Consider the following 13,224-nt stretch of genomic DNA (forward strand, 5'->3'; position numbering starts at 1 on the left):
CAGGATTGCTTAATAAGTATGCTTACAATCCAAACTATCCGGGGCTGAGAGGCAAGGTCAACGGGCAATACCAGCATTACGGAACGCAGTGAACTGCCGCAGCGACACCGCGGTGCCGTGTAGCCGGGGACAATCCTGTCCGTCCCCGCGGCTACTGTGTACCCATGGCAACCAAGACTTCCCGGGCGTCCAAAGCCCCGGCCTATAAGTGCGCCGAATGCGGCTGGACCACCGTGAAGTGGGTGGGGCGTTGCGGCGAATGTCAGGCCTGGGGAACGGTTGAGGAGACCGGCGCCGCTGTTGCGCGTACGACGGCGGCGTCCACAGTGTTGGAGCCGGCCCGCCGGATCGCTGAGGTGGATGCCACCACGGCCGCTTTTCTGCCGACGGGTGTTGACGAGCTGGACCGCGTGCTGGGCGGGGGGCTGGTTCCCGGAGCGGTGATCCTGCTCGCGGGAGAGCCCGGCGTGGGAAAGTCCACCCTCCTGCTGGACGTTGCAGCCAAGTTCGCGCGCAGCGGCCAGGACGTCCTCTACGTCACCGGTGAGGAATCCGCCGCCCAGGTAAAACTCCGGGCGGAGCGGATCGATGCTGTTGCGGATTCACTGTATCTCTCCGCGGAAACCGACCTCGGCCAGGCCCTGGGCCAGGTGGAGAAGGTGGAACCCCGGCTGTTGGTGGTCGATTCGGTCCAGACCCTCAGCAGTGCCGACGTCGAGGGGAGCTCGGGCGGGGTTTCCCAGGTCCGCGAGGTGGCGGCGTCCATCATCGCCGCAGCCAAGCGGCGCAACATGACCACCCTCCTGGTAGGCCACGTCACCAAGGATGGCTCCATTGCGGGCCCCCGTCTCCTGGAGCACCTGGTGGATGTCGTCTGCCAGTTCGAAGGCGAGCGCCATTCGCGGCTCAGGCTGTTGCGGGCCGTCAAAAACCGGTACGGCCCCACTGACGACGTCGGCTGCTTCGACCTGACCGAGGACGGCATCATGGGCCTTGCCGATCCCAGCGGTCTTTTTGTCACGCGGACCAAGGACCCTGTTTCCGGTACCTGCATAACGGTGACCATGGAGGGCAGGCGTCCCCTGCTGGCCGAGGTCCAATCATTGTTGGCCGAGAGCGCCAATTCACAGCCGCGCCGGGCTACCAGCGGGCTGGACAGTTCCCGGGTGGCAATGCTCCTTGCTGTTCTTCAGCAGAGGGCCGGCTGCCTGCTGCACAAGGACGACTCCTACGTGGCCACGGTGGGCGGGGTGAAGCTGAGCGAACCTGCCACTGACCTGGCCATCGCCCTGGCGGTCGCCTCGGCCAAGGCCAAGAAGCCGCTCCCCCAGCGACTCATTGCGTTCGGCGAAGTGGGCCTCGCCGGTGAGGTCCGCCCCGTCCCCGGAATCAACCAGCGTATCCACGAGGCCCACCGGCTCGGCTTCACCCACGCAGTGGTCCCGCTGAGCCCCAACGGGCCGGGCACGGTGCCGGCTGGTTTCTCCGTCCGGGAAGTGGGCCACCTGACCGAGGCACTGGGGTTGCTGATCAGCTGACTGACTGGCCCTTTGCGGCGGCAATGTGGCGGGCGTACGCGAGCCCGCTGTCTTTGATGGTGCGCTCCATGGTGTCGTAGTCCACGCGCACGATGCCAAAGCGCTTTCCGTACCCGTAGGACCACTCAAAGTTGTCCAGGAGCGACCAGACAAAGTATCCGTGGACGTCAGCCCCCTGTTCCATGGCCTGCCTCATCGCTTCAATATGGTCCAGGATGAAGTTGGTGCGCTCCACGTCATGGATTTTCCCGTCAGGGCTGAGAGTGTCCTCATATGCTGCACCGTTCTCGGTAACGTACAGCGGCGGCAGGGACGGGTATTCCTTGCCCAGCCTGACCAGCAGGTGGCGGAGGCCGTCGGGGTTTACTTCCCAGTTCATCGCTGTCCGGGGCAGGCCCCTGCTGGGGAACGTGATGTCTTCCGAACCCACCCAGGGTGAGGCAGCCTTCCGCTCCGCACCTCCGGAGTGGCCATCAATGTTCGGCTCGTCAGGGTGCCCGCTGACGAGGTCGTCGTGGTAGTGATTCACGCCGAGGAAATCGAGCGGGGCCCCAATGAGCTTCATGTCTCCGGGGTGGATCAGCTCCGGGAGCCCGAAGGGTGCCAGGTCCCGCAAAGTGTCCTCCGGATACGCCCCGCGGAGCAGGGGATCAAGGAAAATGCGGTTCTGCAGTGAATCGAAGCGCCGGGCGGCATCCAGGTCCACCGGATCATTGGGATCCCGGGGAATGGAGTTGCTCAGATTGAGGGTGATGCCCAAGTGCTGGGCTCCCTGCCGGCGCAGCTCATCGAGGGCAAGCCCGTGAGCCAGGTGCTGATAGTGGACAGCTGCAACGACAGCTCGTGGTTCCTGCCGCCCTGGCGCATGCACACCTGAGCCGTAGCCAAGCAGGGCCGAGCAGAACGGTTCGTTAAAGGTTGTCCAGTGCTGGACCCTGTCACCGAGGGCGGCGTAGACGTCGTTGGCGTACTCCACGAAGCGGTAGGCGGTGTCCCTGCTGGCCCACCCGCCCTGGTCCTCCAGCGCCTGCGGCAGGTCCCAGTGGTACAAAGTCAGCCAGGGGAGGATTCCCGCCTCCAGCAATTCGTCCACCAGCCTGGAGTAGAAATCAAGGGCTTTGGTGTTGGTGAAGCGGTCACCGGGCCGCACCCGGGCCCAGCTGGTGGAGAACCGATAGGAATCAAGCCCCAGCTCCTTCATCAGCTGCACGTCCTGCGGCATCCGGTGGTAGTGGTCAACGGCCCTTTCCAGGTTGTCGCCGTGGGCGATTGCACCGGGAAGGCGGGCGAAGGCGTCCCAGACGGAGTCTTCTTTCCCGTCCTCATGCCCGGCGCCCTCGATTTGGGCTGCCGCAGTGGCCGATCCCCAGATGAAGTCCTTTGGCCATGACTGTGCGTTTGAGCTGATTGCCATTCGCCCAGTGTTCCACGATCCCGTCGGGGCTGCCAGAGCCTCCATGGCGTGATCTGAAGCCGGCGTGAAGGCGGCATAAAAAGGCCCCGGTTGCGCGTTTTTCATGAGCAACCGGGGCCTCAAAGAGTGAATTAAGCTGTCTTGGCCTTACCCGGCACAGCCAGCTTGAAGACCTTTGCCCACGAGGATCCGACCTGCTTGAGCAGCGGGCCGGTGGTGTACGGAAGGTTGTAGCGCTTGCAGATCTCCTGGACCTTCGGAGCCACCTCTGAGTACCTGTTTGACGGAAGGTCAGGGAAGAGGTGGTGCTCGATCTGGTGCGACAGGTTGCCGGTCATGAGGTGCATGAACTTGGAACCTGAGATGTTGGCGGAACCGATCATCTGGCGCACATACCAGTCGCCACGGGTCTCGCCTTCCACCATTTCCTCGGTAAAGGTGTCCGCACCGTCGGGGAAGTGGCCGCAGAAAATCACTGCGTGGGCCCAGACGTTGCGGACGGCGTTGGCTGTGAGGGTGCCGTAGAGCGCCTGCTTGCCTGAACCGGTGAGCATGGCTGCGGCGGGGGTAGCGGCGTAGTCCTTGGTGAACTGCTTCAGCGCCTTTTTCCCAAGGGCCTTGAGGTCCCGCATCAGGGCTTCCTTGGTCTTCTTCCCCTCCTGGTAGTCAGCGAGTTCGAGGTCGTAGATGGCGATGCCCCACTCGAAGACGGGTGCCAGGAGCGCGTTGTACAGCGGGTTGCCCAGGTTGAACGGCTTCCATTCCTGGTCGGCGTCCATGCGCAGGAGGTTGTATCCGACGTCGTTGTCCTTGCCCACCACGTTGGTCCAGCGGTGGTGGAGGTCGTTGTGCGTGTGCTGCCAGGAGCGAGCCGGGGTGACAAAGTCCCATTCCCAGGTGGTGGAGTGGATGTCCGGGTCCCGCATCCAGTCCCACTGGCCGTGCAGGATGTTGTGGCCGAGCTCCATGTTTTCCAGGATCTTGGCGAAGCTGAGCAGCGTGGTACCCGCCACCCAGGCCTTCTTGTTCTTGCTGAAGAGGAGGGCTGCCCTGCCCGAGATCTCGAGGGCGCGCTGGATTTTGATCATCCGGCGGATGTAGTCGGCATCCGAACTTCCGCGTTTGCCGAGGATGTCGTCCTTGATGGCGTCGAGTTCCCGGCCCAGCTCCGCCACCTGTTCGTCGGTGAGGTGCGCTGCAGCGGGCGGGCGCACCAGAGGGCTGCCGCTTGTTGCCAGCGCGCCGGGGCGCGTTTTGGCGGCTGCCGGAGCTCCGGCTGCCGTTGCCTCGTGGGTGCGATTTGAAACAGTTGTCATCAGTGTTGCTCCTCAGATGTCGAGGTTAACGGGTCCGGCGGCTGCCGAAACACACGTCTGGATCAGTTGGCCCGGTTCGCCATGGACTTCACCGGTGCGGAGGTCACGGACGTGACCTGCGCGCAGTGGAATGAGACAGCTGTGGCAAATACCCATGCGGCATCCGCTGGGCATCAGCAGGCCGGCGTCTTCGCCGACGTCGAGAAGAGGAGTGGCGCCGTCGGCCTCGACTTCGCGGTCCGAGGCCTCAAAGGTGACCAGTCCGCCGTCGTGCCCGTCACCTCCGGCCAGGCTGGTGGTGAAGCGTTCAATGATGAGGTTCACCGGATCGGCGGCAAAAGGCCCCTCGGGGGACGTGCCTCCATTCTTGGCGGCAGTAGCAGCCTCGGCGGACCACAGCGACTCGGCATCGTCCAGGAAGCCCTCGGGCCCACAGGCGTAGGCGGCACGGCTGCGCCAGTCCGGGCAAAGTGCATCCAGCTCTTTGGACGAGCTGAAGTCGAACCTGCCGCGTTCGCTGGTGAACCAGTGCGTAACCTTCAAATTCGGGAACTGGTCCGCAAGTTCAGCCAGTTCCTCCCGGAAGATGCTGTCCGCAGGCGTCCTCGCCGAATGAATGAGTTCGACGTCGGAATCAGGGCGGTGCGGCACCAGCGTGCGGATCATGGACATCACGGGGGTGATTCCCGCTCCGGCGGTGAGCATCAGGAGCGGCCGGGGGTGCTCGGGGAGCACGAAATCGCCCTGCGGCGGGGCCAGGAAGAGGACGTCGCCGGGCTTGGTGTTGCGGACCAGCGCTCCGGATACCGCCCCGACGTCGGACACGGTAATGGCAGGGTCCTGCCCGGCGGGAGCACTGAGCGAATACGAGCGCCAATGGAACACACCATCAAGCTCGACGCCGATGCGGGCCCACTGGCCGGCCTTGTGGGCCTGCCAGCCGCGGCCGGGACGGAAGAAAATTGTGGCGGAATCGGCGGTCTCCGGAACCACCCTGGTAACCACGCCACGAAGTTGTCGCGTAGAGAAAACAGGGTTGAATAGCGCCAGGAAGTCTTCTGGAGCCAGCGGGGTTGTGAACAGAGATGCGGCGCGCGCCAGCTTACGGAGCCGGATCATAGACCTAAGCTTATGTCGGAACGAGGCATATTACTTCTCCCAGGGAATACGATCGAACGTTCTAAACTGTTCCCCCGAAACAACTTATGGAAGTCTCTCATGAACTATCCCTCCAAGAAGAGTCAAGCCACCCCGGCCCATGAACCTCCCTGGCTGGAGCTCCCGGTGGAAGTCAGCGAAATACTGCGGCCTCTGATGCCCGGCATTGTTGAGGCCATTATCGAGTCCGTACCCCAGCTGGTGCCTGCTTACGCGCGCCCCATTGAAGGCCGCTTCGGCCGCGGGCTGCGGCGCGGAGTGGGAGCCGCTCTCGACCGGTTCCTACAGCTCCCCGGTACCAGACTTCCTGCGCTGTCCGAGGAAAGCAGGCAGTTGGTTGCCGGCCTGGGAAGCGGGGAGTTCCGGCAGGGCAGGAGCATGGACGCCCTCCTCAGCGCGTATCGCATGAGCGCCAGGGTGACCTTCCGCGAGATGTCGAGGATCTCGATGGACCGGGATCTCGGGCTGAACGTGGTTGTGGCCCTAGGCGAATCCATCCTCGCGTACATTGATGAACTGTCCGCCGTGAGCGCTGAGGCGTTCGCGTTTGAACAGTCTGAGCGCGCCGGGGCGGTGGAACGGCGGCGCACCGAACTGTTGGAACTCCTGTTGTCCGGCCAGGCCGATGAAGCTGCGTTGCGGCAGAAGGCCTCCATGGCGGACTGGGCCATTCCTGAGGAGCTGAGGGTGGTCACCATGCCACTTGACCGTACCGCCGGGCTGCGGCTGCAACTCGGCGCAGGGACCCTGGTGGTGGAGCGCGAAACTGACGTTGTGGCGCTGGTTCCCTCCCGCAACTCCCAGGCCAGCCGGGGGCAGTTGCAAAACGCGCTGCGTGGGCGCTCTGCCGCGGTTGGGCCCGCCGTCGGCTGGGAAAAGGTGCCCGATTCCCTGCGACTGGCTGTTCTGGCTGCCTCGGTGTTGCCACCGCGCGATGGGCCGGAGGAAGGTCCTGTATGGGCCGACGAGCACCTCTCCAAGATCATCCTGGGCTCCGAACCGTCGGCGATTGCTGAACTCGCAAACCGGCGGCTGGCCCCCTTGGAAGCCTTGCGCCCGGCCCAACGCGAACGGTTGGCCGAGACGCTCCTGTCCTGGCTGCGGCATTGGGGCCAGCGAGGCCCGGTCGCCGCTGAGCTCGGTATCCACCCGCAGACGGTGGGATACCGCGCCGCCCAGCTCCGCGAGCTGTTCGGCGAGGACCTTGAGGACCCCAATGCACGCTTCGAGCTGGAGCTGGCCCTGCATGCAGGGCGCCGCTGAACGCGGGAGAAGTGTCCTAACCGGGCAGGAGCGGGTTTCTACTCCCCTGTAAGACCATCTATGGATTCACGGATGAAGTCAGCGTGACCGTTGTGCCGTGAGTACTCCTCGATCATGTGAACAAGGATCCATCTCAGGCTGGGGGCTGTCCCGTCCGGCCAGGGACGCCGCGCCAGCTGGTCCAGCCCTCCGTTGGCCAATGCCTCGCTTGTGAGGGAGCGGGACCGGTCCACAGCCTCCTGCCAGAATGTACGGATCTGCTCAGGGGAGTCCATGGCACCCGAACGCCACTCCCAGTCCCGGCCCTCGTCCCAGTCCACACTGTCCCAGGGCGGCTGCAGCTCCCGGCCGAACAGGGACTCCGAGAACCACACGTCCTCTACATACGCCAGATGCTTCAGGAGCCCGCCCAGCGTCAGCGACGATGGAGCAACAGTTGCACTGAGTCCGTCGGAATCGAGCCCTGAACATTTCCAGGCCAGCGTAGCGCGCTGGAAATCCAGGAATCCTAGAAGGGTCCCTGCCTCGTCGGCTGCCAAAGGAGGTTCTGGGCGACCCTGTTCGTCGATGGTGATATCAGTCATGGTTCGGAGCCTACCTGCAACCCGGCAGTAGACATGTGCCCGGACAATGGCGCGACTAACTTACGACTGAGCTATGAACGGTTTCCGGTGTGTTCCTGCCCTGCGGACGGAGAGCCCCGGAGGAGAACGGACATCGTGTCCTCGCCGCATGACTTTAATCCAGGCAACAGCATTCCGGCGGCATGAAGCTGCCTGCTGCGGATTGCCTGCTCCACGGCCAAGGCCAATCTGGCAAGGTTCACGGCGCCCAACATTTCGCTGGAGGACCTGAGGCTCAGTGCAGCGTCCATAGCTTGGTCCCAATCACGAACGTGGACTGCGTGGGCCAGCCGACTATATCTTCCGGGCCACATGTCCGCGTAGGTACGGATGAAATCTGTGTGTGCGGCCGGATCTGCGACGTCATCGCGCAACGTTGATTGGACCGTCCAGGATACGAGGGGTGGCTTTCCGATATGAGGCTTTCTCACGTGGCGTTTCTCCATAGTCATTGCGAGATGTGCTCGCCAGGGTTGAGTAGTTTGGGGCGCGCCGGATCATGTTTCGTCAATCCGACGCTATTACAACGTGGCTGGGAGGAAATCGTGACGAAGACCACGCTGCCAATCGAGGAATTCCACGTCACGAATGGCGGGCAGGGCGGTCAGCCAGACATGGAATTACAGCTGATCCGGCAAGCCGAACTGCAGCGTCAGCGTCCGGTCGCTCTCCTCTTCCTGCCTGGGCGGGTGCAAAACGCACTACTGCGGCACGGCATCAGAACAGTGGGGCAGCTCATCGCCCGGTCGGAAGAAGATTTGCTGAGTGAAGTCAGGGGTTTGGGAGCAACGTCCATGACGGTGATCATTGCGGCTCTTGCAGGCGATGGGCTGAGCCTCGCCGCCGATTCCGGTTACACCAGGTATCCGACGAGGGACGGCCGACATGTAGTGAACCACCACGCTTGGCTGGTCTCCGGCTCCCGTTCCTGATCGGCGATTCAATTTTTACAGCCTGACTTCCCTGGCTACCGCTTAATGTCACGATCCGGGCTAAGGGACGTTAGTCCCGTATGAGCCCTGATGGCTCTAAACTGCGGGCAGAGGTCATCGGGGAACTCGCTGCGGCTCTTCAAGCGGGGCTCCACACCGTTGGGGACATGATTGGCAGCAGCCATCGTCCTTGGCCGGATGCTCCCGCGGCGATCATTGCCTGGATCGAGGCGGTGTGGCCCGATGACACTCTTCCTTTCTCCTTCGAGATGCTGCAGAACATCTGCTGGCTGGTGAACACACCGGCAGGAGACCGTGCCGCGGAAGTTTCGAGAGATCTTCCCGCGTAACGGTTTGCGTCAAGGGATGAACTTCCAGCAAGGGCGCTAGGTTCAGGGAAAGAGCCGGCGCTCGCTGCCGAAGATTTCCCCCATGGACCACGCATCGAAGCGGACTACGCGGCTTGTTCCTTCGAAGGCGTTGAGGCTGACACCCCCTCCGCCAAGCCGGGGATACACGCGTGCAGTGAGGGGTTTGCCGTTGGCGAAAATCTCGACGGCGGAACGGTCCACGATGACACGCAGCGAAACCCGCCCGCCAGGCATGGGAACCGGCCCCTCCCGGACCTCGGTGTCAACGTCGTCTTCGAGGCTGCTCCGGGTCCGGTTCAGCCGCAGTGTGCCCTGGTTCGGCGCCGCACCGCTGCTTTCGCTGGCATCCTCGCGGGAAAGCTCGACGGCGGTCTGCTCCACCGCCGTTCCGTCGGCATCCCTCGTCTCCAGCACGCCCAGGCGGACGACGGCGCCGGGGTCCAGTTCCAGCTCCAGCTCCAGGTCCAGTTGGAGGCCCGAAACGCCGGGTAGGAGACCTGCTCCCAGCGTGGGTGCCGTCATCACTGTCGGCGTCACACTGACGTGCTCACGGCGGAGCGCAGCAACCTCGGGCACGGGGGCGAAGAACAGGGAACCGTCAGCGTCTCGCGAGACAACCCGTGGGAGGCTCATCACTCCCGACCATCCCGCTTCCACGCAGGTATCCGCGTCGCGGCCCTCCTGCAGCCATCCGAACATGATCCGGCGGCCCGACTCGTCCTGGAACGACTGCGGTGCGTAGAAATAGCGGCCCCCGTAGTCCAGCCGGTACAGGGCGTGCAGCTTGTACCCGTCGTCCGAGTATCGCCCTGTCCAATAGAGCGGATGGTGCGTGACGCCGTCGTCCCAAGCCGAGAAGACCAGCACATGTGAATCCGCGCCCAAAGGGCTTGGAGCACCGTCTAAACCGCCCGAGGCGTCCGGCACCTGACCAGGAGCACCGCCGTCGGCACGGAACAGATCCACGCATACCCACATGGTGCCCGTCCAGTCCGGGTCGGTGCGGGCGCCCTGGGACGAGTCGCCGATGCAGAGCGGACCGATGTACTCCCAGCTCCGCAGATCCTCCGATTCGTACAGGAACGCCGTTCCGCCGCGCCCGCGGATGCCTGAGCCGACCAGTTGCCGCCAGCGGCCTCCCTCCTCCCAGACGCAGTGGTCACGGTAGGCGGTGATGTCGACGTCGGCAGGGGGTGCCGCTATCACAGGGTTCCCGGCCAACTTGGTCCAGCTGAGCAGGTCCGGGCTCCCGATCGCGACACAAGGCAACTCATGCTCCCCGTGCCGGCCGGAGTAGACGATGGTGGGCGTACCGCCGTCGTTCACCAAAACCCCGGACCAGCAACCGTCAGCGTCGGCGCTGTCCGGACCGCCCGCAGACAGCGCCACAGGCTGGTCCTTCCAGGTAACCAGATCCGTGCTGGTTGCATGGCCCCACTGGATGCGGTGATGGAAGGCGCCCTCGGGGTTGTACTGGTAGAAGAGGTGGTAGGTCCCGTCCCACTGCGAAACTCCGTTGGGGTCGTTCAGCCAACCGGCCGGGGATACAAAGTGGAAGCGGGGCCGGAGCGGGTCAGCTTCCGCCCGGGCGACGAGTTCGTCTCGAGGCACCGTGGCCAGGGGGTGCATTAGTTCAGTCATGCTGAAGCTTTGTTGTCGGTAGGTTCAGTTGCCAGGGCATGGCCGCCGGCACCAGCCTGCGGGCGGTATAGGTGGCAGCGCACCCAGTGACTGTTTTCCGGGTCGCCAACGCGGTGGCGAACGGGTTCCTCGGCCGAGCAGGCCTGGTTTGGGTCGCCGTCGAACATGCAGGTGGTCGAAGCCATCACAGCCTGCCGCAGCTCGGCACGGCGGACGGGATCGTAGGAGCCAGCCCGGGACGGATCCGGGACGGCTGAGACCAGTAGTTGCGTATAGGGGTGGGCAGGGTTGGCCAGGAGGTCCAGGGACTCCCCTTCTTCAACAAGCTCTCCCGCGAACATGACCGCCGTCCGGTCAGCGAGGTAGCGGGCAGAGGCGAGGTCGTGCGTTATGTAGAGCATGGAGATTCCCTGCTCATCGCGGAGCTTGCGCATCAGGTTCAACACGCCGATCCGGACCGACACATCCAGCATGGAGGTGGGTTCGTCGGCGAGGATGACCTGTGGTTCCACGGCAAGGGCCCGGGCAATCGCGACGCGCTGACGCTGCCCGCCGGAGAGCTCGTGCGGGTAGGAGTTCAGCATGTCGGCCTGCAGGCCCACGGTGGTCATAAGCTCCTCGAGCCGCTGCTGCGTCTCTGTCTCGGAGCTGCCGCCCTTCCGGTGGATCGCCAGCGACCTCCGCAGGAAGTGCTCCACTCTATGGGCAGGGTTCAGCGAGCCGAAGGGATCCTGAAAGACCATCTGCAGTTGCGAGCGGAAGGCCCGGGATGCCTGGAAGCGGTCGCGTTTGAGGACGTCGACGCCGTCAATCAGGATCTGGCCGGAGCCCGGCTTTTCCAGCCGGGCAACGCACCGGGCCAGGGTACTTTTACCTGACCCGGACTCTCCCACGAGGGCCACGATTTCGCCGCGGCCAATGGTCAGGTCCACGCCGTGCAGGGCCCGCACGGAATTCCGGGAGAATAAACCACCTATTGGGAAAGACTTTCCCAGTCCGCGGACCTCGAGGGCCGGAGCTTCGGTGTTGGCGGAGGGGCGCTGGGATGACAGTACAACGTGACTCATCGTGCGGCTCCTTCCATGATGGCGGTGCCGGCCGCTGCAGCTTCGGCACTGACAGGTGCCACGAAATGGCCGGGTGCTGCTTCGGTAAGGTCCGGGATGTTCCTGAACTTCACGCCGTCGGGCAGTCCCGTCAGCGGAACCCGCGGGCCGGTGAGCGGCGGGAACGCACTCATCAGGGCCTGAGTGTAGGGGTGGCGGGGGTTGGTGTAGACGTCCTGGGCCTTGGCAGTCTCCACGACCCGGCCCCCGTACATAACGGCCATGCGGTGCGAGAGCTCCACCATGAGGGACATGTCGTGGGTGATAAAGAGGACGGAGAAGCCCAGTTCGCGCTGGAGTTCCTTGATTTGGCCCATGATCTCCTGCTGCACCACCACGTCCAGCGCGGTGGTGGGTTCGTCCAGGATCAAAAGGGACGGTTTGAGCGCCACAGCCATGGCGATCACCGCACGCTGGCGCATACCGCCCGAGAGCTGGTGCGGGTAGGACTTGAGGCGTGCGGAGTCGATCCTCACCAATTCGAGCAACTCACCGGCCCGGCGCAGCGATTCTTTGCGCGAATAACCCGCATGGGTGGTGAAAATATCCACGATCTGCTCGCCGATTGTCAGCACGGGGTTCAGCGAGTTCATGGCCGACTGGAACACCATGGCAACGTCCTGCCAGCGGAAGCGCCGCAGCTCCTCCGGGCTCATGGCGAGGACGTCTTTGCCGCCGAAGGAGATGCTGCCGCCTGCGATCTTGGCGGGATCCTTCAGGAGCCGCATGATCGAGTTGGCGATGGTGGACTTTCCGCAGCCTGACTCACCGGCCAGCCCGAACACCTCACCGGTGCCGATGCTGAAGGAAACACGGTCGACGGCGGTGGTGGAGCGGGTGTCACCGATGTACTTGACGGTGAGGTTCTTGACCTCGAGGACGGGCTCGTGGGAGCCGAAGGAAACTTGGGAGACTGTCACTTTGCGGCGCTCCTTTCGGTAATTTTTGGGGCTTTGATCTTTCGCAGGCGGGGGTTGGTGACCTCGTCCACGGCGTAGTTGATGAGCGCCAGTGCGAAGGCGACCAGCGCGATGCAGACGCCCGAGGGAACAAAGACCCACCAGCTGCCGGTCAGCAGGGCCCCCTCGTTGCCGGCCCAGAAGAGGTTGTTGCCCCAGGAGATGGTGCTGACGTCACCCAAGCCAAGGAACTCCAGCCCTGCCTGGGCGCCGATGCCGTAGATCACGCAGGCCAGCAGCGTACCCATGACGATTGAGGCCATGTTCGGCAGGATCTCGCGGAACATGATCCGGCCCGCCCGTTCTCCGGACACCACGGCCGCGGCCACAAAGTCCTTTGAGCGGATGGACAGCGCCTGGGAGCGCAAAACACGTGCGGACCCGGCCCAGCCGGTGACCACGAGGACCAGGATCACTGTTCCCAGACCCGGCGGCAGGAACGCGGCCAGGATGACAAGAAGCGGCAGTCCGGGCAGGAGCAGGAACACATTGGTCACCAGGGACAGTGCTTCGTCAATGAACTTGCCAAAGTACGCCGAGGCCAAGCCCACTAAAATGCCGATGAAGGTGGACGCGAAGCCCACAGTCAGCCCAACGAACAGGGAACTGCGTGAGCCGTGGACAGTCAGGGCAAGCACGTCCTGGCCTTTGGCCGTGGTGCCTAGCCAGTGCTCGGGAGACGGTTCAAGCGAGGCCATCGCGGTGATCCGCGACGGGTCTCCGGGGAACAGCACAGGGGCCAGCAAAGCAAGCGCGATGAACACGAGCATCACGATCATGCCCACCAGGGCCTTCTTGTTGGTGATAAGTCCGTGGACGAAACTGCGGTTCGGCTTGCGGGCAGCTGTGGGCTGAACGGGCTCAGTGGGCTGCTTCAGGATTGCGGTTGTCATGATGGATCCC

13 protein-coding genes are annotated in these 13,224 nt (G+C 63.9%); 4 read left to right on the forward strand and 9 right to left on the reverse strand.

What is annotated here, in order from left to right:
• Nucleotides 1–164 precede the first annotated feature (164 nt).
• On the forward strand, nt 165–1,538 hold the full coding sequence (gene radA, locus M1E02_RS19635; protein WP_479375851.1) for a DNA repair protein RadA: 1,374 nt from the start codon (nt 165–167) through the stop codon (nt 1,536–1,538).
• Here radA and M1E02_RS19640 read toward each other — a convergent pair.
• The 3 genes from M1E02_RS19640 to M1E02_RS19650 all read right to left on the reverse strand — a co-directional run bounded on the left by M1E02_RS19640 (nt 1,531) and on the right by M1E02_RS19650 (nt 5,387).
• A complete protein-coding gene (locus tag M1E02_RS19640; protein WP_479375852.1) occupies nt 1,531–2,952 on the reverse strand; it encodes a GH1 family beta-glucosidase in 1,422 nt (473 codons plus the stop codon). The two genes, radA and M1E02_RS19640, sit on opposite strands and share 8 nt — an antisense overlap.
• Nucleotides 2,953–3,083: 131 nt before the next feature.
• Nucleotides 3,084–4,268 (reverse strand): fatty acid desaturase family protein, encoded by a 1,185-nt coding sequence (locus tag M1E02_RS19645; RefSeq protein ID WP_479375853.1) that lies wholly within the window; start codon nt 4,266–4,268, stop codon nt 3,084–3,086.
• A 12-nt stretch (nt 4,269–4,280) separates the two neighbouring features.
• Nucleotides 4,281–5,387: a ferredoxin reductase gene (locus M1E02_RS19650; RefSeq protein WP_479375854.1), complete on the reverse strand. Its 1,107-nt coding sequence runs from the start codon at nt 5,385–5,387 to the stop codon at nt 4,281–4,283.
• Between the two features lie 99 nt (nt 5,388–5,486).
• Here M1E02_RS19650 and M1E02_RS19655 point away from each other — a divergent pair, with 99 nt between their 5' ends.
• Complete coding sequence (locus M1E02_RS19655) at nt 5,487–6,689, forward strand: PucR family transcriptional regulator (RefSeq protein ID WP_479375855.1); 1,203 nt, start codon at nt 5,487–5,489, stop codon at nt 6,687–6,689.
• A gap of 38 nt (nt 6,690–6,727) precedes the next feature.
• Here M1E02_RS19655 and M1E02_RS19660 read toward each other — a convergent pair whose 3' ends face one another.
• Together M1E02_RS19660 and M1E02_RS19665 are read right to left on the reverse strand one after the other, a co-directional pair.
• Nucleotides 6,728–7,273: a DinB family protein gene (locus tag M1E02_RS19660; RefSeq protein WP_479375856.1), complete on the reverse strand. Its 546-nt coding sequence runs from the start codon at nt 7,271–7,273 to the stop codon at nt 6,728–6,730.
• A gap of 71 nt (nt 7,274–7,344) precedes the next feature.
• Entirely contained in the window at nt 7,345–7,743 is a 399-nt protein-coding gene (locus M1E02_RS19665) for an Hpt domain-containing protein (RefSeq protein ID WP_479375857.1), read from the reverse strand.
• Between the two features lie 114 nt (nt 7,744–7,857).
• Between M1E02_RS19665 and M1E02_RS19670 the strand changes: the two genes are divergently transcribed.
• Together M1E02_RS19670 and M1E02_RS19675 are read left to right on the forward strand one after the other, a co-directional pair.
• Nucleotides 7,858–8,244, forward strand: a complete 387-nt coding sequence (locus tag M1E02_RS19670) for a DNA-directed RNA polymerase subunit alpha C-terminal domain-containing protein (protein WP_479375858.1) — start codon at nt 7,858–7,860, stop codon at nt 8,242–8,244.
• Between the two features lie 80 nt (nt 8,245–8,324).
• Complete coding sequence (locus tag M1E02_RS19675; RefSeq protein WP_479375859.1) at nt 8,325–8,594, forward strand: hypothetical protein; 270 nt, start codon at nt 8,325–8,327, stop codon at nt 8,592–8,594.
• Nucleotides 8,595–8,636: 42 nt separating this feature from the next.
• Here the strand turns inward: M1E02_RS19675 and M1E02_RS19680 are convergent, their stop codons facing one another.
• From M1E02_RS19680 to M1E02_RS19695, 4 genes are read right to left on the reverse strand one after another with little or no spacing between them, the layout of a single operon-like run.
• Nucleotides 8,637–10,256 (reverse strand): glycoside hydrolase family 32 protein, encoded by a 1,620-nt coding sequence (locus tag M1E02_RS19680; RefSeq protein ID WP_479375860.1) that lies wholly within the window; start codon nt 10,254–10,256, stop codon nt 8,637–8,639.
• Complete coding sequence (locus tag M1E02_RS19685; RefSeq protein WP_479375861.1) at nt 10,253–11,323, reverse strand: ATP-binding cassette domain-containing protein; 1,071 nt, start codon at nt 11,321–11,323, stop codon at nt 10,253–10,255. Before M1E02_RS19685 ends, M1E02_RS19680 begins: the two co-directional genes overlap by 4 nt.
• The gene (locus M1E02_RS19690; RefSeq protein ID WP_479375862.1) at nt 11,320–12,282 is read right to left on the reverse strand and encodes an ABC transporter ATP-binding protein; all 963 of its coding nucleotides are present in this window, start codon (nt 12,280–12,282) and stop codon (nt 11,320–11,322) included. Before M1E02_RS19690 ends, M1E02_RS19685 begins: the two co-directional genes overlap by 4 nt.
• Nucleotides 12,279–13,214, reverse strand: coding sequence for an ABC transporter permease (locus M1E02_RS19695; RefSeq protein ID WP_479375863.1), 936 nt, complete (start codon nt 13,212–13,214; stop codon nt 12,279–12,281). Before M1E02_RS19695 ends, M1E02_RS19690 begins: the two co-directional genes overlap by 4 nt.
• Nucleotides 13,215–13,224: the final 10 nt, after the last annotated feature.

The sequence above is a fragment of the Arthrobacter sp. Z5-13 genome (assembly GCF_056499105.1).